The organism is Ottowia thiooxydans, assembly GCF_040548795.1.
Classification (GTDB): Bacteria; Pseudomonadota; Gammaproteobacteria; order Burkholderiales; family Burkholderiaceae_C; genus Ottowia; species Ottowia thiooxydans_A.
Genome location: NZ_JBEPSH010000006.1, coordinates 177,016 through 198,492 on the forward strand (window position 1 = coordinate 177,016; position 21,477 = coordinate 198,492).

The 21,477-nt window shown below is 58.2% G+C and carries 19 protein-coding genes; 8 read left to right on the plus strand and 11 right to left on the minus strand.

The annotated features are described in order from the left end of the window. Positions 1 to 3: 3 nt before the first annotated feature. The 4 genes from ABIE13_RS15640 to ABIE13_RS15655 all read left to right on the plus strand — a co-directional run bounded on the left by ABIE13_RS15640 (position 4) and on the right by ABIE13_RS15655 (position 4,427). Complete coding sequence (locus ABIE13_RS15640) at positions 4 to 897, plus strand: branched-chain amino acid ABC transporter permease (RefSeq protein ID WP_354445050.1); 894 nt, start codon at positions 4 to 6, stop codon at positions 895 to 897. Further along, positions 894 to 1,880, plus strand: a complete 987-nt coding sequence (locus ABIE13_RS15645; protein ID WP_354445052.1) for a branched-chain amino acid ABC transporter permease — start codon at positions 894 to 896, stop codon at positions 1,878 to 1,880. The genes ABIE13_RS15640 and ABIE13_RS15645 overlap by 4 nt, the downstream gene beginning before the upstream one ends. 43 nt (positions 1,881 to 1,923) lie before the next feature. Beyond that, positions 1,924 to 2,841, plus strand: a complete 918-nt coding sequence (mmsB, locus tag ABIE13_RS15650; protein ID WP_354445054.1) for a 3-hydroxyisobutyrate dehydrogenase — start codon at positions 1,924 to 1,926, stop codon at positions 2,839 to 2,841. Positions 2,842 to 2,915: 74 nt separating this feature from the next. Next, entirely contained in the window at positions 2,916 to 4,427 is a 1,512-nt protein-coding gene (locus ABIE13_RS15655; protein WP_354445056.1) for an aldehyde dehydrogenase family protein, read from the plus strand. Between the two features lie 68 nt (positions 4,428 to 4,495). Here the strand turns inward: ABIE13_RS15655 and ABIE13_RS15660 are convergent, their stop codons facing one another. Beyond that, positions 4,496 to 5,332: a helix-turn-helix domain-containing protein gene (locus ABIE13_RS15660; protein WP_354445058.1), complete on the minus strand. Its 837-nt coding sequence runs from the start codon at positions 5,330 to 5,332 to the stop codon at positions 4,496 to 4,498. Positions 5,333 to 5,513: 181 nt separating this feature from the next. Between ABIE13_RS15660 and ABIE13_RS15665 the strand changes: the two genes are divergently transcribed. The 4 genes from ABIE13_RS15665 to ABIE13_RS15680 all read left to right on the plus strand — a co-directional run bounded on the left by ABIE13_RS15665 (position 5,514) and on the right by ABIE13_RS15680 (position 11,031). After that, entirely contained in the window at positions 5,514 to 6,269 is a 756-nt protein-coding gene (locus ABIE13_RS15665; protein WP_354445060.1) for a hypothetical protein, read from the plus strand. Further along, positions 6,266 to 6,727, plus strand: coding sequence for a (2Fe-2S)-binding protein (locus ABIE13_RS15670; protein ID WP_354445062.1), 462 nt, complete (start codon positions 6,266 to 6,268; stop codon positions 6,725 to 6,727). The genes ABIE13_RS15665 and ABIE13_RS15670 overlap by 4 nt, the downstream gene beginning before the upstream one ends. 13 nt (positions 6,728 to 6,740) lie before the next feature. Next, positions 6,741 to 8,927 carry a xanthine dehydrogenase family protein molybdopterin-binding subunit gene (locus ABIE13_RS15675; protein WP_354445064.1) on the plus strand — a complete coding sequence of 729 codons (2,187 nt, stop codon included), beginning with the start codon at positions 6,741 to 6,743 and terminating at the stop codon, positions 8,925 to 8,927. A gap of 304 nt (positions 8,928 to 9,231) precedes the next feature. Then, entirely contained in the window at positions 9,232 to 11,031 is a 1,800-nt protein-coding gene (locus ABIE13_RS15680; protein WP_354445066.1) for a monovalent cation:proton antiporter-2 (CPA2) family protein, read from the plus strand. Positions 11,032 to 11,146: 115 nt separating this feature from the next. Here ABIE13_RS15680 and ABIE13_RS15685 read toward each other — a convergent pair whose 3' ends face one another. The 10 genes from ABIE13_RS15685 to ABIE13_RS15730 form a co-directional block, all read right to left on the minus strand. Beyond that, positions 11,147 to 11,851, minus strand: a complete 705-nt coding sequence (locus ABIE13_RS15685) for a TetR/AcrR family transcriptional regulator (protein WP_354445068.1) — start codon at positions 11,849 to 11,851, stop codon at positions 11,147 to 11,149. 10 nt (positions 11,852 to 11,861) lie between these two features. Continuing rightward, a complete protein-coding gene (locus ABIE13_RS15690) occupies positions 11,862 to 12,638 on the minus strand; it encodes an SDR family oxidoreductase (RefSeq protein WP_354445070.1) in 777 nt (258 codons plus the stop codon). Further along, positions 12,629 to 13,879 (minus strand): thiolase family protein, encoded by a 1,251-nt coding sequence (locus ABIE13_RS15695; protein WP_354445072.1) that lies wholly within the window; start codon positions 13,877 to 13,879, stop codon positions 12,629 to 12,631. The genes ABIE13_RS15690 and ABIE13_RS15695 overlap by 10 nt, the downstream gene beginning before the upstream one ends. 15 nt (positions 13,880 to 13,894) lie before the next feature. Continuing rightward, positions 13,895 to 14,671 carry an enoyl-CoA hydratase/isomerase family protein gene (locus tag ABIE13_RS15700; RefSeq protein WP_354445074.1) on the minus strand — a complete coding sequence of 259 codons (777 nt, stop codon included), beginning with the start codon at positions 14,669 to 14,671 and terminating at the stop codon, positions 13,895 to 13,897. A gap of 7 nt (positions 14,672 to 14,678) precedes the next feature. Next, complete coding sequence (locus tag ABIE13_RS15705) at positions 14,679 to 15,881, minus strand: ABC transporter substrate-binding protein (RefSeq protein ID WP_354445076.1); 1,203 nt, start codon at positions 15,879 to 15,881, stop codon at positions 14,679 to 14,681. Positions 15,882 to 15,907: 26 nt separating this feature from the next. Then, the gene (locus tag ABIE13_RS15710; protein ID WP_354445078.1) at positions 15,908 to 16,948 is read right to left on the minus strand and encodes a branched-chain amino acid ABC transporter permease; all 1,041 of its coding nucleotides are present in this window, start codon (positions 16,946 to 16,948) and stop codon (positions 15,908 to 15,910) included. After that, positions 16,948 to 17,820 (minus strand): branched-chain amino acid ABC transporter permease, encoded by an 873-nt coding sequence (locus ABIE13_RS15715; RefSeq protein WP_354445080.1) that lies wholly within the window; start codon positions 17,818 to 17,820, stop codon positions 16,948 to 16,950. Before ABIE13_RS15715 ends, ABIE13_RS15710 begins: the two co-directional genes overlap by 1 nt. Then, a complete protein-coding gene (locus tag ABIE13_RS15720) occupies positions 17,820 to 19,625 on the minus strand; it encodes an AMP-dependent synthetase/ligase (protein WP_354445082.1) in 1,806 nt (601 codons plus the stop codon). The genes ABIE13_RS15715 and ABIE13_RS15720 overlap by 1 nt, the downstream gene beginning before the upstream one ends. Positions 19,626 to 19,717: 92 nt before the next feature. After that, positions 19,718 to 20,491, minus strand: coding sequence for an ABC transporter ATP-binding protein (locus ABIE13_RS15725; protein WP_354445084.1), 774 nt, complete (start codon positions 20,489 to 20,491; stop codon positions 19,718 to 19,720). After that, on the minus strand, positions 20,488 to 21,279 hold the full coding sequence (locus ABIE13_RS15730; RefSeq protein ID WP_354445086.1) for an ABC transporter ATP-binding protein: 792 nt from the start codon (positions 21,277 to 21,279) through the stop codon (positions 20,488 to 20,490). The genes ABIE13_RS15725 and ABIE13_RS15730 overlap by 4 nt, the downstream gene beginning before the upstream one ends. Between the last annotated feature and the right edge of the window lie 198 nt (positions 21,280 to 21,477).

Below are 21,477 nucleotides of genomic sequence, written 5' to 3' on the forward strand. Positions count from 1 at the left end.
GACATGAACGAAATCATGGGCATTGCGCCTCAGGTGCTGTTCGGGCAACTCCTGCTCGGCCTTATCAACGGCTCCTTCTACGCCATCCTCAGTCTTGGACTCGCCATCATTTTTGGGCTACTGGGCATTATCAACTTCTCGCACGGCGCCCAATACATGATGGGCGGCTTCGCCGCATGGATGTGCTTGAACTATCTGGGAGTCAGCTATTGGTGGGCTCTTCTGATTGCGCCAGCTGCCGTTGGACTCTCAGGCGTCGTGTTGGAGCGACTATTGATCTCACGGATGTACGGATTGGACCCTCTGTACGGAATGATCCTGACCCTTGGCGTTGCACTGGTGATTGAAGGGCTGCATCGAAACGCCTTCGGCTCCTCCGGTCTGCCCTACCCCGTACCTGACGCGCTCAGGGGATCCCAGAATCTCGGCTTGCTTATCGTGCCCAAGTACAGACTTTGGGTGGTAGGGGTCAGCCTGGCTGTCTGCCTGGCCGCGTGGTTCCTCATCGAAAAGACTTCTCTGGGCTCCTATTTGCGTGCAGCCACCGAGAGGCCTGGGCTCACTGAAGTGTTCGGTATCAACGTTCCTGTTCTTGTCACTTTGACATACGGCGTCGGAATTGCATTAGCTGCTTTCGCAGGCGTTCTTGCCGCACCAATTTACTCGGTGAGTCCCGGCATGGGTGCCGATCTCATCATCGTGGTTTTCGCGGTAGTCGTCATTGGCGGCATGGGATCCATCAAAGGGGCGATCCTTACCGGATTCGGTCTGGGGATGCTGGAAGGACTCACAAAAGTTGTCTATGCCGAAGCGTCCGCGACGGTGATCTTCTTGGCAATGGGCGTGATGCTGCTAGTACGCCCATCCGGGATTTTTGGTCAGAAGGAATCGATATGAAGAGCGCTTCCATGTCAAACGGCATTGCTGTGCCTGCGATTAGCCTGCCTCGTGTGCAGGAGCACAAACAGTATGTTCTGTACACGAGCCTGTTCCTCGCTGCAATCGCATTGCTCTCTGTGTTCGTGTATCCGCTATTCCTGATGAAGATACTGTGCTTCGCGATGTTCGCGGTGTCTTTTAATTTGCTCTTTGGCTACGGTGGCCTGATGTCGTTCGGCCACGCAGCCTTCTGGGGAATGGCGAGTTACGTCTCCGCTTACACGGCCAAAGCAATGGGCGGATACCCGGAGATAGCGATCCTGTTGGGGACATTGGCAGGCTCCGCACTCGGCCTGGTTATCGGCGCCTTGGCTGTCCGTCGGCGCGGAATATCGTTCGCCATGATCACGCTTGCCCTTGCACAACTGGTCTACTTCTTCTGTGCCCAAGCAAAGTTCACAGGAGGTGAAGACGGCATTCAATCGGTACCGCGGGGCAATCTTCTGGGGTTCATTCCCCTAGCCGACGATCGTGTTCTCTTCTGGTTCGTATTCGTGCTCTTCGCGTTGACCCTGCTCGTGTCATATCGCGTAGTCCACTCTCCTTTCGGACAAATTCTAAAAAGCATCCGCGACAACGAACCCAGAGCAGCTTCGCTTGGCTTTGAAACGACGCGCTACAAGCTTGCGCTGTTCGTCATCTCTGCCGGGATCGCTTCGTTAGCCGGGGCGACCAAGGCCATAGTTTTTCAGTATGCAACGCTTACAGACGTCCACTGGACGATGTCGGGCGAACCCGTCCTCATGACGCTCATCGGTGGATTGGGCACGATATTTGGCCCGGTTGTAGGAGCGGCCTTCGTGGTTGCACTCATGAAATATCTTGCCGGGTTTGGCTCGTGGGTGATGGTGATCCAGGGGCTCATCTTCATCGCGAGCGTTGTGCTATTTCGCCAGGGCATCGTCGGTTTCATCCAGCGATGGACAGGCAGGCGCCTGTAAGAAACCTCTTCTCTCTAACACCTTTGATAACTGAGGAAATCATATGACGACAGTTGCATTTATCGGATTGGGGAACATGGGACGCCCCATGGCGACGAATCTTGTTCGCGCGGGCCATGACGTTCGAGGTTTTGATGTTTCTCCAGCAGCGCTTGAGGCATTCGGAGCTGCAGGCGGAACACCCGCCGCCACATTGCAAGAGGCGCTCGCAGGTGCGAGCGTTGTGATCTCTATCTTGAGAAACGCGCATGAAGTAACCGAACTCTACTGCGGAGAAGCTGGTGTCCTCAAGCTTGCTGACAGCGGCGCGCTGCTTATCGACTGCTCGACCATTGGCCCCAAAGCGGCGCGCACTGTGATTTCCGCAGCCGGTGCGGCAGGGTTTCAGATGCTTGATGCACCAGTTTCTGGCGGCCAGCCTTGGGCTGAAGAAGCGAAATTGACGTTCATTGTGGGAGGCGACCGCACCGCCGTAGAACGAGCTGAACCACTCTTGCGCAACATGGGGCAGAGAGTCTTACATGCTGGAATTGCTGGAAATGGGCAGGTGGCCAAGGTCTGCAATAACCTCATCGCGTGCGTTAGCACCACTGTGGTCGCTGAGGCATTTGTGCTGGGGAAGAAGCTTGGCCTGGATCATCAGACGCTGTTCGATATCGTTTCCACGTCATCGGGCCAATGCTGGGGACTGACCACGTATTGTCCAGTGCCCGGGCCGGTGCCCACATCACCGGCAAGCCGCGGCTACGCCCCTGGGTTTGCAACGAATCTCATGCTCAAGGACATGGTACTTGCCGTCACAGCAGCGAGAGAAGTAGATGCCTCTCTCCCTTTGGGGGACGAAGTTGTCGAGATCTACAAGAAGGTGGTCGAGTGCGGGTATGGCGACCGAGACTGGACCATTGTGGCTCAGGCACTGGAAAGTGGCCTGTACTTGCAGAAAGAACCTTCCTTGAACTGACCTTCATCAGCGTGTGACGCGTCAATTTCTATCGCGACCTTCGAAAACCTCATCTATCTACAAGGAACACTCACGTGACCGATTCATTAGAAACTTCGCATCAACCGGTGCTAGACCCCCGTCAACTCGCACGGCAGTTGAGCAACAAGCTGCTAATAGGCGGCGCTCTTCGACCTGCGATCGACGGAAAAACTTTTCCAATCCACAGCCCCTCGACCGGTGAGCACATTGGGGACGCAGCAGAAGCGTCGGCTCAAGATGTCGATTTTGCTGTCGATATTGCAAAGAGCGCTCAGATCACTTGGGCCCGGTTGTCCGTTCGGGAGCGCGGCAAACTGGTGGCAGACGCCGGACAAGTCCTCGTGGACCACACGGAGGAGTTAGCTCGTCTCATAGCGTTAGAGACTGGCAAAGCCATCAGGACGGAAGCCCGAGTGGAGGCCACATGGGCGTCGGATTGCTTCGCATTCTTTGGAGGACTCGGTCCTGCTCTCAAAGGCGAAACCGTCCCGTTCAAGCCGAACATGTTGACGATCACCAAGCGGGAGCCACTTGGAGTTGTGGCCGCCATCCTTCCATGGAATGCACCACTCGCTCTGATGGGCTTCAAGATTGCACCAGCACTTGTTGCAGGTAACAGCGTTATCGTGAAGTCAGCGGAGGAAGCGCCGCTGTGCGCACTGAGAATGGTGGAGCTATTGAATCGGGTGTTGCCCCCGGGCGTGCTGAACATTCTTTCTGGCGATGGGCCCGTGTGCGGGGCGCCTCTTGTGGCTCATCCGGACGTAGCCAAGGTGACATTCACCGGGTCGGTAGAAACGGGGAAAATGATCTACCGAGCCGTCGCAGAAAAACTAGCGCCAGTGACCTTGGAGCTTGGCGGCAAGAGCCCGATGATCGTCATGGGTGATGCCGACATCGCGAAAGCTGTTGATGGCGCAGTCTACGGTATGCGCTTCACACGACAAGGCCAGAGCTGCTCAGCCGCAAGCCGAATCTTTGTCCATGCATCCGTCTTTGCGGACTTTGTAAAGAGACTTCGCGCTCGGGTCGATGCTTTGAAGATGGGGGATCCGCTGGATGAATCCACCGATATCGGGACCATCATTTCACGCACGCAGTTCGATAAGGTCAAAGGGTACATCGCTCATGGCCGAGAGATAGCAGGCGACAAAGCCATCGCTTGCTCGGCACTCCCGTCGGAGGCGCACCTTAAGGATGGGTTCTATGTACAGCCCATGCTTCTCGTGGGGGTTGACAATGAAAGCCGAGTCGCACGCGAAGAGATATTTGGTCCGGTGACCTGCATCATGGAGTTTTCAGAGTACGAAGATGCGCTTCGGATGGCGAATGACACAGAGTTCGGCCTTTGCGCGACCATCTGGACTAAAGACCTTGGTACTGCGCTTGATGCGGCCGACCGCTTGGAGGCCGGATACGTCCAGGTCAACCAGAACATTGTCGCCGGCATCGGGACCGCTTATGGCGGGTACAAGTCTTCTGGTTTAGGAAAAGAGCTGTCTGTCTCGTCGATGCTGGAGCACTTCACGCGCGAGAAAACCATCATCTTCAACATGGACAAATAAAGCGAAGTAGGCGGTCGCAACGCACTTGGGACCTGCTGAGAGCATTCGATGATCCGAAAATGCTTGCCTCAGCGGTTTTGCCAGCCGGCCAGCACATTGGCTGCTGGCTGGCCAGAGGGAGCGCTCATGATGTAGATCATCTGATCGGGATCCTCCGCGCATCCGAGCATCTGCCAGTCAAGCGTTAGTTGGCCCACCACAGGATGCATGACACTTTTCTGTCCGCACGAGGGGATTGCCACCTGGTGAGACGTCCACCATGTTCGAAAATCGGCGTCTTTCTCAGAAAGCTCGCTGACCAGCGCGTTCAACCGCGCATCGTCGGGATAGCGTGCCATATCCATTCGCAAATAGGCAACACATTGCCTGCCGGACGTTTCCCAATCGACATAGCGAGCACGCACCCCAGGGTCGAGAAAGGCCATCCGGATGAAGTTCCGCTCGTTAGCTGGACAAGCAGAAAAGTCTCCTAACAATTCCGCAGCGACGGCGTTCCAACCCAAAACGTCTAAGCACCGCCCAAAAACCACAACGGAAACCGGGCCCAATAAAGCTATGAGCCGCGCGGTCTGCGGCCCGACCGTCTGGAGAGGCCTGGAGACTGAACCATGCGGTGCGCCCTGTACTAAGCGTCGCAGGTAGGCGGTTTGATCAGTATCCAACTTCAAACCGCGTCCGATGGCGGCCAGGACCGGCGCGGAGGGCATTAACCGCCCCTGCTCCAGGCGGTTGTAGTAGTCGGAGCTGATACCCGCGAGTTGCGCGACTTCCTCGCGGCGCAATCCCGGCACTCTGCGGGCATTCACGCCGAGCGGCAGACCCACTTCAGTCGGTCGCACCTCGGCGCGTCGTGCTCGCAGGAAATCACCAAGTGCATTTTTTCTGAGCGGGAGAATTTCTGACATAGCTCAATCCTACTTTCTAAAACCGCGCACCGGAACGGACAGAAGGGTAGGAATTATTTTCCTAGGATGCGCTCGACCTGTTGCACTCCAGGCCGCAGACCTAGACTCCATCTTAAGGGGCTCAAGACTCTCATCCTACGCGGTGCCTTCGATCTGGAATCGACCAAAAAATAACTCACGTATGACACAAAGAACTGCACTCTTGTACCGGCCCCTGGCCTTTTTCGCCACGCTGTTGTCATTCACGGCGACGGCGGCTGCGGCCTCGGCCACCGGGACGTTCGAGCCAACACAGGTCTCGGCCACTCCGAACCGGGGAGCCGGATTGCAAGCGTTCGCGCAGATTGAGCGGGTGCTCTCCCATCCGCGCTGCCTAAACTGCCACGTGCCCGATGCGCCGCTGCAAGGTGATTTCAAGCGCGTGCACTACCCGCCCGTGCAGAGAGGACTCGATGGCAGAGGCGTGGCGCCTTTGCAGTGCGCCACGTGCCATTCGACCCAGAACAGCCCGCTTGCCAACGCACCGCCAGGACTTGAAACCGACGGCAAGCCCGGTTGGCACATGCCGCCAGCACATATGAAAATGTCATGGCTCGGGTTATCGGGCCCAGCCCTGTGCAAGGTGTTCCGTGATCCCAAGACCAATGGGGCGCGATCGCTCGCGATGCTGGAGGAACACATGGCCACTGACCACTTGGTCCTCTGGGCTTGGGAGCCCGGCCCGGGCCGCCAGTTGCCACCGATTGATAAGCCTTCCTTCGACGAGCAGGTACGCACCTGGATCAGAAATGGGGCGCCATGCAATTCGAGCGAACCGTTGCGTACCTCAGCCGGACGCACGCGTGCAGCCCTGAACGCGGATTTCGCCAAGAGCCTGCGAGTTGTCTCCAATTCAGGCGTTTTGACTAACCAGACCCCTGCCAGGAGCCAACCATGATTTCGTTCCAATTGAACGGCCAACCGCAGAGCGTCGACGTGCCAGGCGATACGCCGGTCCTTTGGGTGCTGCGCGACACGCTTGGTCTGACGGGCACCAAGTTCGGTTGCGGCATTGCGGTGTGCGGTGCTTGCACCGTGCACATCGACGGTCAGCAGCGCCGATCCTGCGTGACACCTGTCGCGTCCATCGAAGGCCAGCATCTGCGCACCATCGAAGCCGTGGCCGAGCAGGACGAAGTGGGGCGTGCAGTGCAAGAAGCCTGGGTGCGCCACGATGTGGTGCAGTGCGGATATTGCCAAAGCGGCCAGATCATGGCGGCAGTGGCTCTGCTCAAGGTCAACAAGCAGCCATCCGATGCCGACATCGATCGTGCGATGAGCGCAAACTTGTGCCGCTGTGGCACCTATGCTCGTATCCATGCCGCCGTATTGGATGCGGCGAAATCCATTGCCTGAAAGAGTTGCCACCATGAAACGCATGCAAGCTTCTTTCGGCACCAGCGAGATGGGACGCCGACACTTTCTCAAACTGGGTATCGGCTCCGGCTTCGCGGTATATGCGATGGCGATCGATGCACAGACACCACCGGGGACGGCGGAAAGTGGACTCACGCCACAGCAGCAGCCCAGTCCCTTTGTGAGCATCGACGCAGACGGTATCGTGACGGTCACCATTGGAAAGACCGACATCGGCCAAGGTGTGCAAACCGCGTTGCCGATGTTGGTGGCCGAGGAGCTGGATGCCGACTGGACCAAAGTACGTTGTGGGCTAGGTCCGGCTGGCGAGGCCTACATGGACCCCGTGTACAAGATGCAGATCGTCGGCGGTTCTACCTCGATGAAACACTCTTGGGTGCAGTATCGCGAGATAGGTGCCCGCATGCGCGCGATGCTTATAGGCGCGGCGGCTAAGCGCCTGGGCGTGTCTGCTTCGCTGCTGAAGGCTGAGGCTGGGGTGGTGATCGCGCCTGATGGCCGCCGCCTGTCCTATGGTGAACTTGCCGCCGCGGCACTGGCTGAGCCCATTCCGACGCGGGTGCAACTTAAATCACCCGATCAGTTCAAGCTAATCGGCAAACCAACCGGCCGACTTGATGCGCGAGACAAGTCGAGCGGTCAGCAAGCGTTCGGGATTGACTTTAAAGTGCCCGACATGCGCACTGTGGTCATGCTCCACCCACCTGTGTTCGGCGCGAAGGTGGCAAGCTTTGACGCCACGCAAGCCAAGGCGATTGCAGGCGTAGAAGACGTTTATAAGGTGCCGCTCTACAACGGGGGCTCAGGTCTCGCCGTGGTGGCCAGCGGGTTCTGGCCTGCGTGCATGGCGCGCAAAGCACTGAAGGTCGAGTGGGATATAGCGGGCGTTGAAAGAGCCGACACCGACGCATTGTGGACAAGGTATCGCGCCTTGGCCCGTCAGCCTGGTACGAAAGTTCACGCGGCCGATATCTCCGCGCTGGAGAATGCTCCGGTAAAGATCGTGGCTGAGTACACCTTCCCGTACCTGGCGCACACGCCGATGGAGCCGCTCAACTGCAACATCGACTTTCGCGGTGATCAATGCACAGTGTGGGTGGGTTCGCAACTTCAGATGGCTGATCAAGCTGCGGTGGCGACCGTCTTGGGTCTGAAACCCGAACAGGTCACCTTACACACCATGATGGCCGGCGGAGGATTTGGACGGCGTGCCACGCCAACTTCCGACTACGTGGTCGACGCCGCGCAGGTTGCCAAGGCGCGCTATGCCGCCGGGCGCCGCGAACCTATCAAAATGATCTGGACGCGCGAGGATGACGTTCGTGGCGGTTACTACCGGCCGATGCACCTGCACCGTGTCGAGATAGCCCACGATGGCAAAGGCACCGTGCTGGCTTGGAAGCACATGATCGTCGGCCAGTCCATCACGGGCGGAACCGTACTTGAGCCGTTCACAGTAAAAGACGGTGTCGACGAGACGATGGTCGAGGGCGTGGCCGGGACCCCTTACCCCTTTCCGATCGCACTCGAGGTGCACCATCCGAAGGTGAACGTACCGGTGCTGTGGTTCCGTTCGGTGGGACATAGTCACACCGCCTTCGTGATGGAGACCTTGGTCGATGAACTGGCGCGTGCCGGGGGCATTGACCCCGTCGCGTACCGCCGCCGGCTCCTCGCGAAACATCCGCGCAATCTCGCCACGTTGGACCTCGCAGTTGAGAAATCCGGTTACGGCAAAAAGCGGCTACCTCGCGGGCACGCATGGGGAGTGGCTGTGCATGAATCCTTCAGCAGTGTGGTCGCCTATGTGGTCGAGATGTCGATGCGCGGGAACGAGCCTGTGCTGCACCACGTAACTGCCTCGGTCCATTGCAACATGCCGGTGAATCCACGCACCATCGAGGCTCAAGTGCAAGGCGGTGTGTTAATGGGTCTGGGCATGACGATTCCGGGCGCGGAGATCACCCTCAAAGATGGCCATGTGCAGCAACACAATTGGAACGACTATCGCGTGCCCACACATGCGCATATGCCTAAGATGACGGTGCATATCGTGCCCTCGGCGGAGCCACCCACCGGCATCGGCGAGCCCCCGGTCCCGCCCATAGCCCCTGCCATGGCTAATGCGATCGCGGCACTCACCGGTAAGAGACATCGAAGCCTGCCGTTCAGTGCATGAGTCGCAAAGCTTCTAGAATTAGATCAAGGCTATTCAATCTAGGAGCAGTGCGGAGATTCCGCTCATGAAAAATCAAGCACGACTTGATTTTTCCGGCGGATTCGGGCGCTGAGACCAACACCGGCTTGCAAGGACCCTATGTGGTCCTTTTTGAGTTTGAATTTTCAATTTGTAGGGGCTTTTATGCACGTGGCAGTGATAAGGGGCGCAGGGGTTCTGCTGCTCGTGGCATTCGAAATTGTCGGTAGCCTGTGGGGCGTGAGCGCCGCCATCTCGGCTTCGCAACTTTCACACGGTTGATCCTATGGCTGTCGAAGGAAGCGCGGGCGACCTGATCAAGGTCGTGAGTTTGTTGGGCGCAGCCGTGGTGGCGGTGCCTCTTTTCAAGAAGATTGGCCTCGGCTCCGTGCTGGGGTACCTGGCCGCAGGCTTGGCCATCGGGCCGTTCGGCTTCAAGCTATTCACCGATCCGCAGGCCATCTTGCATGTGGCCGAGCTGGGTGTGGTGATGTTCCTGTTCGTGATCGGACTGGAAATGCGGCCTTCCCACCTGTGGAGCCTGCGAAAGCAAATCTTCGGGTTGGGCAGCCTACAGTGCCTGGTGTGCGGCTTGCTGCTCACGCTTGTTAGCATCGGCTTTGGCTTCCCGCTGGCGGTGTCCTTCGTCTGCGCGATGGGCTTCGTGCTCACGTCCACGGCCATCGTCATGCAACTGTTGGGTGAGCGTGGCGACATCGCCGCCCCGCGGGGCCAGCGCATGGTCTCTATCCTCCTGTTTGAAGACCTGCTGATCGTGCCGCTTCTGGCGATCGTGGCTTTCATTGCGCCTCCTGCGCTTGATGCCTCTGCAGTGGCAGCACCCTCTCGTTGGGGCGTGATTGGACTGGCGCTGGCTTCCTTGGCCACCCTGGTGGCTGCAGGGATATGGTTGCTAAACTCATTCTTCCGTGTGCTGGCGAACGCCAAGGCGCGCGAGGTCATGACGGCAGCCGCGCTGCTGGTGGTGCTGGGGGCCGCACTGCTGATGCAGTTGGGCGGCTTGTCGATGGCCATGGGCGCGTTCCTGGCTGGCGTGCTGCTCTCAGAGTCCACTTTCCGGCACCAGTTGGAGGCCGACATCGAGCCCTTCCGCGGGCTGCTGCTAGGGTTGTTCTTCCTCGGAGTGGGCATGTCGCTGGACCTGGCCGTGGTGGGTCGCAACTGGCAGTTGATCGTTGCCGGCGTGCTGGCGCTCATGGCGACCAAAGCAGCCTGCATTTATGCGGTGGCGCGCCTCGCCAAGAGCTCCCATGCAGACGCGTTGGACCGCGCCGTTTTGATGGCGCAGGGCGGGGAGTTCGCCTTCGTGCTGTTCTCGGCGGCGCTCGGCGCGCGCGTGATCGACGCCACCGTCAACGCCAACATGACGGCCGTCGTGGTGCTGTCGATGGCATTGACGCCATTGGTCGTGTTGGCACACCAGCGCTGGGGCCCCCGCATCGCAGAGTCGATGGAGGGTGTGGAGGCGGCGCAGAACCAACAGGCCAGCGTACTGGTGATAGGCTTCGGCCGCGTCGGCCAGATTGCCAGTCAGGGCGTTGTGGCGCGCGGCGCCTCGCTCACAGTTATTGACAACGACACACAGGTCATCCGCGATGCGCAAAACTACCTGGGATTCAAGGTCTACTACGGTGACGGCGGGCGGTCCGATGTGCTGCACGCGGCTGGCGCGCACAACGCCACAGCCATACTGGTTTGCGTGAATGACAAAGACGCTGCAACGCGCATCGCCCAGAGCGTAAGGGCCGAGTGTCCACATGCACGCGTGCTGGTGCGGGCCTACGACCGCCAGCACGCGGTTGAATTGGTCAAAACCGATGGTGCGGACACGGTAATTCGTGAGACATTCGAATCTGCCATGAAGATGGGCTATGAAGCCATGCTGGCCACTGGCGCCACTGTGGAAGAAGCCGGCGCGGTTATCTCAGACTTGCGCCGCCTGGATGACGAGCGTTTCGATCTGGAGGTGGCTGGCGACGCATTCGCTGGTCGAGCATTGCTGCAGGCCGGACTGCGAAATGGAGGCAAGCGAGATGAAAGAAGCGTGCAGGCGCCGGTAGCGTGAACGCCCAAAGCGGAGCGGGAATCACGCTAGCCCGGCGTGCCCTATCCGGCGCAACTTACATCGGAGAGGTATTCGCGCATAGCGTTGGTCAGGAGATAGGTCTCATTGCAACAGGCTACTTGCTAGGGCGGATCGCTTTCCGCTTCGGAGACGCCAATACTTCTGCACGAACGCCAAGCAATACCAATTGTAGAAGTTGATCGGCAATTGACTCAACGTCCAGGTGCCCCTCACCCATCAGAAAGCGTGTGGAATGGTGTTCAATTCCACCGAAGATCATGTCACGTACAAGTCGAACGGGGGTCTGCGGCCGAAACTCCCCATTCTGGACACCAGCTTCGATCGTCGACCGCAAGTAGCCGGTATACCGCTGATTGAGTTTCCCCACAATTTCGCGAAACTCTGCATCGTTTGCACGTCCTTCGCGGAGAATGAGCCGCAGGAGTGCGGGGCTGTCCCGCATGTTGCGAAGGTGTGCCGCAATGAGGTAGCGAAGTCGGCTCTGCACAGAGGCTATTTGAGCAAACTCCTTCTCGAGTTCATCGTTCTTCCTGCTGTACCACTCCGAGATCACGTGTGCCAGCAGCTCGCGCTTTGACTTCACGTAACGGTACACATTGCCCTCGACGACGCCGGCACGTCGTGCAATCTCGGCCACGGTCGCAGCTTCAAAACCGGCTTCGCAGAAAACCTGTTCAGCCGCGACGAGAATTTCCTCAAATCGCGCCTCCTTTGACAGCCGACGCCTCCGCGATGGCACTTCAGGTGTAGCGCGGGAGGCAGTTTGCGCCTTTTCTAAGACCGATAATTTCGCTTGCATTGACCAAATGCTATCTTGGGGGAAGCCGAAACGCGCCGTCCAGTCGAAGACACTCACCATTCAAATAGGAATTTTCGGCAATATAGCAACAGAGGCTCGCGATCTCTTCCGGCTCCCCGAAGCGCTTTGGAAACTGAAAACCTGAGGCAATGTCGTCGACAACCCGCTGAGGCAGGCTTGCGAGCATGGGCGTCCAGAATGCTCCGGGCGCGATGCTGTTGATACGAATTCCCAACGGCGCCAGTTCACGGGCGGCGGGTAGACACAAACCCACCAACCCGGCCTTGCTTGCGGAATACGCAGACTGGCCAACTTGACCGTCAAAGGCTGCGCCAGAGGAAATCGCCACCAGCACACCTCGCTCTCCACCAGCATTTGGCTCGTTACGCGCCATGTGCTCGGCACACGTTGCCAGTAGATTGAATGTTCCAACCAGGTTTATGCGGACGGTTCGCTCGAAGTCTTCCAGTGCACTCGCCTTACCCGAACGATCAAGAATTCGCATAGGACCCACGACGCCCGCAAAGCTAAAACATGCGTCGATCGAGCCAAATTGGCTGATCGCCGCTTCAAGCGCGGAAGCCACCTGCGCGCGATCTGCAAGATCCGCTTCTACGAATATGCTCCGTTCCGGATCCAACTCTGCCGCGCGCAACCGCCCTTGAATGCCATCGCGGTCTAGAAGCACAACGCGCGCCCCCTTCACCTCGGCCGCGAATCGTGCCGCGCCCCAGCCCAGCCCGGACGCAGCGCCAGAAATAACGATGACCTTGTTTTTCAGTTCCATGATGTCGATCCATAAATGCCAATGTGCGCCACCGATTCCTCGATGCCCCAGATCCCGCCGCCGTTTTCATGAACCGCCATGCGCGCACCCTTGACTTGTCTTGCGCCACACTCGCCTCGCAGTTGACTCACCAACTCATACACCTGGCCAAGTCCTGTCGCGCCGATTGGGTGCCCCTTGCTTTCAAGCCCACCCGAAGGATTGATCGGGATGCGACCTCCGATGGTGGTCTCACCATGCTCGGCCATGGCACCACCTTCACCCAGAGGGCAAAAGCCAAGATTTTCCGACTGGATCAGCTCGCCCATGGCAGTTGCGTCGTGTACTTCCGCGACATGCATGTCTTCCGGTCCGAATCCAGCGGCTTCATACGCTTGATTTGCGGCCAGCCGTGTCAAGTGATTGTCCAAATCTTCAGGATCGCGTGCGGTCGCCGTCCGAAGGACACTGGCATGAACCTGTATTGCTCTATCGAGCCTTCCCTGAAGCTTGCGTAATCCAACTTCAGTGCATAGCAGGGCCGCGCCGGCGCCGTCGGAAATAGGAGAGCACATGGGCAAGGTGAGCGGCCACGTAATGGGGGGGGACGCTAGCACCTCATCCACACTCATTGGCTTCCTGAATTGCGCTCGTTCGTTCGCGACCGCATGCGTTCGGTTCTTGGAGGCAATGACCGCAAGCTGTCGCTGAGTTATGCCAAATCGGCGCATGTACTGCCGAGCGAAGCCCGCATACACGTCCATGAAAGGGCTGTAGCCGTTTTCACTCTGAGCGTCAGCGGGGATTGCAAGTCCCTCAGCAAGTGCTAGAAAGCGTGCATGGTTCTCTGCGGGGGTGCGCACATCCCACGCACCGTCAAAGATCTGAAAGCGGCGTTCACGCTCCGGTGTGAACAGCTTATCTACGCCCACGGCCAGTGCAATGTCGCACGCTCCGGCGCGCAGATACTGTACCGCCAGGTGCAAGGCCGTGCTTGCAGTAGCGCATGCATTCTCAACGTTGAAGATCGGAATGCCTTGCAGCCCCATGGGCAATAGACTCATCTGGCCCCGGACCAGGTGCTGTCCTTCAAGAAGACCCTGGGCGCAATTGCCAAAGAAGGCCGATTGAACTTGCTCTGGCGCGCAGCCAGCGTCTTCCAGAGTCTCACGTACCGCCCAGGCGGTGAGTTGCCCGACACTCAGTTCAGGGTGGCGTGTAAAGGGCGTCATCCCAACGCCTGCTATGTAGATGGTGCTCATAGGATCAATGGGCCGCTAGGTGCCTGTGTAATGTGGAATTCTCTTTTCGACGAAGGCAGATGTTCCTTCGCGCATGTCGTTGGTGGTCATCTGCGCACGCAGTTGTTGCAACTCCTCCTGCAACGCCGCATGCAAAGGCATGTCGCTGGTCGTATTGGCAAAGGCTTTTAGCCTGCGCAACAACACGGGACTCTTTGTTGCAAGTTCATCAGCAAGCGCCTGCGTCTGCGACTCCAGTTGCTCCAGAGGTACAAGACGATTCACGATGCCCATCTGCTGCCATTCAAGGGCAGAGAGCAACCGCCCAGAGAAAAGCAGATCCTTTGCCTGGTTGAGAGACATACGGCGCGGTAGCATTGCCGAGGAGCCGCCGCCCGGGAATATCCCGAAGTTGGAGTGTCCGTCGCCAAGGCGCGCACATTCCGATGCGACCACCAGATCGCAATGCAGTGCCAACTCAAGACCGCCACCAACTGCCAACCCGTTGACACAACCGATAAGCGGTTTACCCAAGGCTCTGACTGCTGTAAAGGCACGTGTGACCGACTCGATATAGCTCGGTGCATCGACGACCCCGTCCATCTCCCTCAGAAGCTGGTGAATGTCGCCTCCTGCACTAAAAGCGCGGCCGGTGCCGGTCAACACCACAACACGGGCCGCTGGGTCGATCTCGGCCGCCAGGAACGCCGACTCCAATGCTTGAAGCGTGTCGATGTCGAGTGCATTCAGCGCCTCAGGGCGATCGATCCGGATCCAAACGACTGACCCGCGCAGTTGGTAGTGAACTGTCATCAGCCAATCACCGAGAGGCCTTGCTGTAGGGCACGAAATCGGTCACTGCCTTGACGCTTCCGTCCTTCGCTGTCACACGAAACGTTTTCAACTCGGGAGATGCGTGTCCCTGCGGATTGTCCAACGAGATAGGTCCACTCAAACCGCCGGTATCGAACCCCTTCATGCTGCCAAGTTGGCCGGTGACGCACGTCCGCGTAGGCTGGGCACCGCAGCGTCGAATCGCCTCCGCCATGGTTTTGATGGCTACATATCCGCTGACAGAATAGCGACTGAGTGACTGCTGCTCGTCGGCCGTCAAATGCTTGCGTGCGATGCCGAGAAACCGCTCTCCCGCCGGATCCTGCAAAGCAGCGTAGTAGTCATTGAAGAAGTAGTCGTAGCCATGAGGACTTGCAAGCTTGATGCTGGCCGGAAGTCCCGCTGCCCAGTTACCCATGACAGTCAGATCAACGCCGAGACGGCGCGTCTCCGAAAGAATTGCTCCCGGCTCCGTCACAGTGGTCCCAAGATATAAGACCTCAGCTCCGGAGTTCTTGATCTTCAATGCCTCCGCGCTGAAGTCCTTTGCACCGCGCTGGTAAGGTACTTCTGCAACGATCTGAAAATTGAGGTCTTTGGCCGCCTTCTGGAATCCTCGTAAAACACCCTTACCATAGTCGTCATTCTGATAGAGCACCGCGAATTTCGCTTTGGCTTTGCCTTGTTTCTCGACGAGATATCTGAGCGCCTCATACGCAGCCACATCGTAATCGGGGCCGATCATGAACACCGAGGGCCTGCGCGGCTCGAGGATGGCAGCGTTCGGGGCAACATGGACGATGGTGGGCACCTTGGCCTGGTCGATCACCGGCATGATGGCTGTCACACCTGAGCCTCCGGTGGTTCCGGTAATGGCGAATACCTTATCCACATCGATCAGCTTGCGCACCGCAGAAACGGCGCGTGCCGGGACGTAACCATCATCCTCGTACAAAACCTTGAGCTGGCGTCCATTAATACCGCCCGTCGCGTTGATCTCGGCGGCTGCAAGCTTGGACCCCACGTATGAAGACTTGCCGATGAATGCGGCTGGCCCGGACAGCATCAGGACCTCGCCAATCAGAATTTCCTTGGCGGCAACGCCGGGCTCTTGCGCGAATGCAACCGCCGCAAGCAGTGCAGTTGTGGCTGCAGCTATGGCGCGGACAGGGATAGTAAGTCTCGTCATATTGTTCTCCTTTGGTATGGATCGTCTCAGCGGGAAAGCGGCCAATGAACGGCGAAACGCTTCAGCTTTCGCCAGATGCCCGATAACCCTTCGGGCTCGAAGCGTAGAAATAGCAGAATCACTGCGCCGTACAACAACTCTTTGACCTCGTAAGCGTGCGTGGAAAACAGGACCTCAAGGTACGAGCCCGGCCCGCCCACGGTCCATCGCAGCATTTCCGGCAGTAGCACGATGAACGCGGCACCAAGTACGGCACCTGCCACGTGCCCGAGGCCGCCTACGATCAGCATGGCGACGAGTTCGATGCTCAGAAGGATGCTGAAACTGTCGACGTTCACGTACTGCGTCTGGGACGCCATCAGCGCCCCCGCTACTCCTGCAAGAAAGGCGCTAGCGACGAAAGCAAGCAGTTTGTAGACCGTCAGGTTGATTCCCATGGCGCGGGCCGCAATGTCGTGCTCGTGCAGCGCGAACCACGCGCGGCCGACGCGACTGCGCGCAAGATTCAAGCTCATCACGATAGCCAGCGCCAGGATGATCACCGCTGTGAAATATGCGTTCTTGTCCGCACTGAACGGAAGCGTCGCCAGTGGAGCAGAAGGCATGCCGCTGGGTCCCCGGGTCACGCTTTCCCACTCCACCAGCACGTGTGTGACGATCGCTGAAAAGCCCAAAGTAGTGAGCGCCAGATATAGCCCCCGTAATCGCAACGAAGGAATTCCCACTATCAGACTTAACGCTGCGGACAAGAGTCCGGCCACCGGTAGAGCGAGCAACGCAGGCCATTGGTAATCGGTCGTCAGGATAGCTTGCGTGTATGCGCCCGCTGCCATGAACCCTGCGTGTCCCAAAGAGAGCTGGCCAGCAACACCGGTTAGGAGATTTAGCCCAATTACCGCGATCGCCGCGATAGCGAGAGTGGTCCCTAAATTGAGGGCGTAGCTGTTCGCAAAGATGGGTAGCAGCAGCGTCGCGAGCAAGGCGACCGTCGCCCATGCCCACTTCGCGGGATTGTCAGTCAGCGTGACAAGCTCGCTGTACTGCTGTTTGAAGGTTCCGCTTCGCATTACACCCTCTCAATTCGGCGTGTGCCGAAAAGTCCGTATGGTTTGATCATGAGGACGAGGATGATCAACACAAATCCGACTACATCCTTCATTCCTCGTCCAAGATAGCCGCCGGCATAGCTCTCCAAAATGCCGATCACCAATCCGCCTAAAGCTCCCCCAAGCACTGAGTCCAGACCTCCCAAAATGGCTGCTGGAAACGCGCGCAGGCTCAGTGACGACACTGTGGGATCGAGGTTGAACAGTAGCGCGCAGGCCAGACCAGCCAGTGCGGCGTAAGCACCTGCCAGAGCCCAGGCGATTGCGTACACGCGGCGCACTGATATCCCAGCTAACAGGGCCGCGCCCTCGTCGCAGGCTGCGGCCCGCATCTCGACTCCCAGACGCGACCGGTTGAACATCAAGCTTGTTGCGATAACGCTGGCCGCGAGCATCAGCAGGACTGCCAACTGAGCGGGATACAGCGCCACAGTTCCGACACGCAAGATCGCGGTTCCCAGCATGGGCGGTACGGCAAGCGGCTCAGCCCCATAGAACAACACAACTGCCGCACGAATCATGATGGCGAGCGCGATGGTCACCATGACCTTGGAGAACAGCGGCTCCGCCGCCATTGGACGGATGAACAGATACTCCAACATGACACCGACGACCACTCCGGTTGTGAGGCTCGCAAATAGCACCATTGCAAAGCTCCCTTGAGCTGTGCTCGCGACGCTATAGGCCGTGTACGCCACAAGCAACATCAGATCGCCCTGCGCGAAATTCAGTACCCCGGTGGCTCGATATATAGAAGCAAAGCCCATGGCCACGAGCGCATACACGCAGCCGACCACCAGTCCGCTGACGGTTAAGTTCAAGAGCGTGTCCATTACGTAACCTCCTTCAGAGCATCAGGGCCATAGATCGACTCGATCTCGCTGCGAAACTTGCGCTCGACGGCATTGCGCCGGACTTTCATGGTGGCGGTCACTTCGCCATCATCGTGGTCAAGCTGTTTGCGAAGGACCACGAACTTACGCACGTTCTCAACGCGAGCGAATCGCGCATTGACCGCTTGTACCTGGCTATCCACCAAGTCATACACTTCCTGCAGTCCGGCGAGGTGTGCGTAGTTCGTGTAGGCAAGCCCGCGCTCCTGCGCCCACTGACCTACAGTAACAAGATCGATCTGAATAAGAGCGGCAAGGAAGTGGCGTCCGTCGCCGAGCAAAATTGCTTCTTCTACGTAAGTGCTCTCCTTTAGTGCGTTCTCAATCAACGATGGCGTGATGTTCTTACCGGCGCTCGTGATCAAGATGGATTTTTTCCTGTCAACGATGCGAATGTCGCCGGTGGCATCATCGCGTTCTGCGATGTCGCCGGTGTGCAACCAGCCTCCCTCCATCGCTGCGCGGGTTGCCAGCTCGTCATGCAGGTAACCACTGAACACCATGTCCCCCCGGACCAGAAGTTCACCGTCTGCCCCGAGGCGCTCCTCGATTCCCTGAACTGGCGGTCCTGCCCAACCAACGCGGAGCGCTCCTGGTCGTTGCACGTTGATGAGGCCACAGGTTTCCGTCATCCCATACACCTCATGGACCTGCAAGCCAATGGCGCGAAAGAAGCGGGTCGTGTGCTCAGGCACCGGAGCTCCTCCAGCTGCTGCAAAGAACATGCGATCTAAGCCCAGGCCCGCCAGCAAATTGCCGAAGAAGAGCACATGCAACAAGCGCTCCTGCAGACGATGCCATACCGACAGGGGGACTGGGTCGCCACCGAGTGCGGATGTCGCAAGCCTCTCGCCTTGCCGCAGTGCGAAGCGGAAAGCGGCACGGGCGAGGGGGTGCGCCTCTCGCGCCGCGATCTGGGTGTCGCGCTGAATTTTCTCCCAGATGCGCGGCACACCAAGAAAGTATGTGGGAGCCGTCTCTCGAAGATCGGTTCCGACGGTCTCGATCGATTCTGCGAAGTTGACCACGCCGTTCCAGACGAGCTGAGTCACCGTCGAAAACAAGCGTTCAGCGACGTGGCACAACGGCAGGTAGCAAAGAGCAGATAGCGCACGACCTTCAAATCCATACACCTCGCCAAGTCGCAGCGATGCCGTCAAAATGCTGCGGTGGCTGATCCGCGCGCCCTTGGGCATGCCAGTAGTGCCGGATGTGTAGACAATGATTGCGTCCTGCTCCGGACGCAATGTTTCTATGCATCGCCCAAGCCGCTCGCTGGCCCCGGCTTGGGAGGCAAGTCTTGCCCCTTCCTGTAGTGCGTCGGTCAGACGCACCAAGTTCGGCTCTTCGTAGTGGAGCATGCCCTTGGCGTCGACTACAAGGATCAATTCCAGGGCCGGCAATCCACCATCTTCGCGCATCGCATCTAAGACCTTGTCGACCTGCTCTTGGTCACCGCAGACTACGACCCGCGCCCTGCAATGTCGAACGATGTATTGCAACTCAGGCCAAGGGTTGGTCGGATAGACTCCAACGGAGACTCCCCCAATTGTTTGAATCGCAAGATCAGAATAGAACCAACTCGGCGTGCCGTCTCCGACGATGGCCACCGCGTCGCCAGCCCCGATGCCACGAGACTCCAGGAACAGGGCCAGCTCGCTAACGCGGCGATAGTAGTCCGACCATGTGATCGGATTCCAGACGCCTCTCTCCTTGTGCCGCAATGCAAGACGTTCTGGTTCCATCGTGGCGCGATAGCGTAGAAGCGCCGGTAAGGTCGCACTTCCTTCGCGCGCTTGAAGAGCGAGCGATGCAATTGGATGTCTTTTACGCTGCTTCATGGTGAGCCTCGCTTTCCGAGGTAAGCTTCGATCACCGCCGGGTCTTGAGCGACGCTCCCGGGCGTTCCGTCAGCAATCTTTCGACCGAAATTCAAGACAACGACGTGATCCGAGATGTCCATCACGATGCCCATGTCGTGCTCGATCATCAGCACCGTCATTGCTCTTTGCTCACGCACATCAAGGATGAACCTGGCTATGTCCTCGGTCTCCTCCTGGTTCATGCCTGACACCATTTCATCGAGCAACAGAAGGCGTGGCCTTACTGCGAGAGCGCGACCCAACTCAACTCGCTTTTGCAATCCGTACGACAAGCTTCCAACGGCCTGATCCCGTATAGCCTCGATCTCCAGGAACTCGATGATTTCCTCCGCCTCCTCTCGTGCGACGATCTCCGCTCTTCGGACAGAAGGCAAGAAGCATGTAGCGCCGAGCAACCCTGTTCGCAGCCGCGCATGCATGCCCACGAGGATGTTCTCAACGACGGTGCGGTGCTTGAATACCGCAAGATTCTGAAAAGTCCTGGCAACGCCAAGGTGGCCCATTTGATGGGCGCGGCAACGTGTGAGTGGCCGACCATCGAAATGGAGCACCCCTTCGTCTTCATTGAAGAAGCGCGAGATCAGGTTAAAGAGAGTCGTCTTGCCGGCGCCATTTGGTCCAATGACGGAGCAGATCTCCCCACGCTGCACGTCGAGGCTAACCCCTGAGAGCGCTTGGACTCCGCCAAACCGGCGTGACACTCCTTCGAGCGAGAGCAACGCGCTCATGCGAGCCACCTTTTGCGGCGCCGGTAGTGCTTGATATCTCTCATGCTCCGCCGCGCACCCTGCGTTCCCACGCCTAGATAAAACTCACGCACGTCGTCATTGTCGAGCAGGCTTTGTGCGGACCCCTCCAGCATCACGCGCCCCCGTTCCATGATGTAGCCGTGGTCGGCCATTGCGAGCGCTGCTTGCGCGTTTTGCTCCACCAACAGCACGGTGATGCCTTCTTCGCGACTTAAGCGTGCGACCGTTCCGAGGATCTTTTCAGATATCTGCGGTGCCAGGCCAAGTGACGGCTCATCGAGCATCAGCAACCGCGGAGATCCCATGAGCGCGCGTCCGATAGCAACCATCTGCTGCTGGCCACCAGACAAAAGCCCCGACGTTCGCCGTCGATGGTCAGTCAGCTCCGAGAACAGACCGAAGACGCGATCGATCCCATCACGCGCTCTGGTCGCGCTCTGTCCGGCTGCGCCCGCAAGAAGGTTCTCTTCAACCGTCAAGGTATCAAAAAGACGCCTTCCCTCAGGCACTTGAACCAAGCCTGCACGCACTACTTGCTGGGCGGACATGTGTGTGACGTCTTGCCCATCAAAAGTGATCCGTCCGTCGGCGATCTCTCCGTGTTCGGCATAGAGCACCTGCGAGATCGCTTTTAGCACCGTAGATTTGCCTGCACCGTTTGCGCCAAGCAAAGCAACGATCGCACCTGCAGGGACATCCAAAGACACATCCCGAACACCTTCGATCACGCTGTCATAAAGCACTCGCAAATTGGATAAGCTGAGCATTAGTGAATGACACCCATTAAGGTTTTCATATTTATAAAAGCTTCGAAGAAAGCCCTTTTATTTGCCTTCAGATTTAATGTTAATGACGAACACTCATTAGCAAAAAGAGGGATTACCCTAGGCATGGTGGAAGTTCACATCGCCCGGAGACGGCTCGAAATGGGCAGACGTTTTGATCACATACTGCAGTTAAGCCCT

Coding starts and splice junctions, on each gene's coding strand:
- ABIE13_RS15640 (WP_354445050.1), top strand. CDS start 4: ATGAACGAAATCATGGGCATTGCGCCTCAGGTGCTGTTCGGGCAACTC.
- ABIE13_RS15645 (WP_354445052.1), top strand. CDS start 894: ATGAAGAGCGCTTCCATGTCAAACGGCATTGCTGTGCCTGCGATTAGC.
- mmsB (WP_354445054.1), top strand. CDS start 1,924: ATGACGACAGTTGCATTTATCGGATTGGGGAACATGGGACGCCCCATG.
- ABIE13_RS15660 (WP_354445058.1), bottom strand. CDS start 5,332: ATGTCAGAAATTCTCCCGCTCAGAAAAAATGCACTTGGTGATTTCCTG.
- ABIE13_RS15665 (WP_354445060.1), top strand. CDS start 5,514: ATGACACAAAGAACTGCACTCTTGTACCGGCCCCTGGCCTTTTTCGCC.
- ABIE13_RS15670 (WP_354445062.1), top strand. CDS start 6,266: ATGATTTCGTTCCAATTGAACGGCCAACCGCAGAGCGTCGACGTGCCA.
- ABIE13_RS15675 (WP_354445064.1), top strand. CDS start 6,741: ATGAAACGCATGCAAGCTTCTTTCGGCACCAGCGAGATGGGACGCCGA.
- ABIE13_RS15680 (WP_354445066.1), top strand. CDS start 9,232: ATGGCTGTCGAAGGAAGCGCGGGCGACCTGATCAAGGTCGTGAGTTTG.
- ABIE13_RS15685 (WP_354445068.1), bottom strand. CDS start 11,851: ATGCAAGCGAAATTATCGGTCTTAGAAAAGGCGCAAACTGCCTCCCGC.
- ABIE13_RS15690 (WP_354445070.1), bottom strand. CDS start 12,638: ATGGAACTGAAAAACAAGGTCATCGTTATTTCTGGCGCTGCGTCCGGG.
- ABIE13_RS15695 (WP_354445072.1), bottom strand. CDS start 13,879: ATGAGCACCATCTACATAGCAGGCGTTGGGATGACGCCCTTTACACGC.
- ABIE13_RS15700 (WP_354445074.1), bottom strand. CDS start 14,671: ATGACAGTTCACTACCAACTGCGCGGGTCAGTCGTTTGGATCCGGATC.
- ABIE13_RS15705 (WP_354445076.1), bottom strand. CDS start 15,881: ATGACGAGACTTACTATCCCTGTCCGCGCCATAGCTGCAGCCACAACT.
- ABIE13_RS15710 (WP_354445078.1), bottom strand. CDS start 16,948: ATGCGAAGCGGAACCTTCAAACAGCAGTACAGCGAGCTTGTCACGCTG.
- ABIE13_RS15715 (WP_354445080.1), bottom strand. CDS start 17,820: ATGGACACGCTCTTGAACTTAACCGTCAGCGGACTGGTGGTCGGCTGC.
- ABIE13_RS15720 (WP_354445082.1), bottom strand. CDS start 19,625: ATGGAACCAGAACGTCTTGCATTGCGGCACAAGGAGAGAGGCGTCTGG.
- ABIE13_RS15725 (WP_354445084.1), bottom strand. CDS start 20,491: ATGAGCGCGTTGCTCTCGCTCGAAGGAGTGTCACGCCGGTTTGGCGGA.
- ABIE13_RS15730 (WP_354445086.1), bottom strand. CDS start 21,279: ATGCTCAGCTTATCCAATTTGCGAGTGCTTTATGACAGCGTGATCGAA.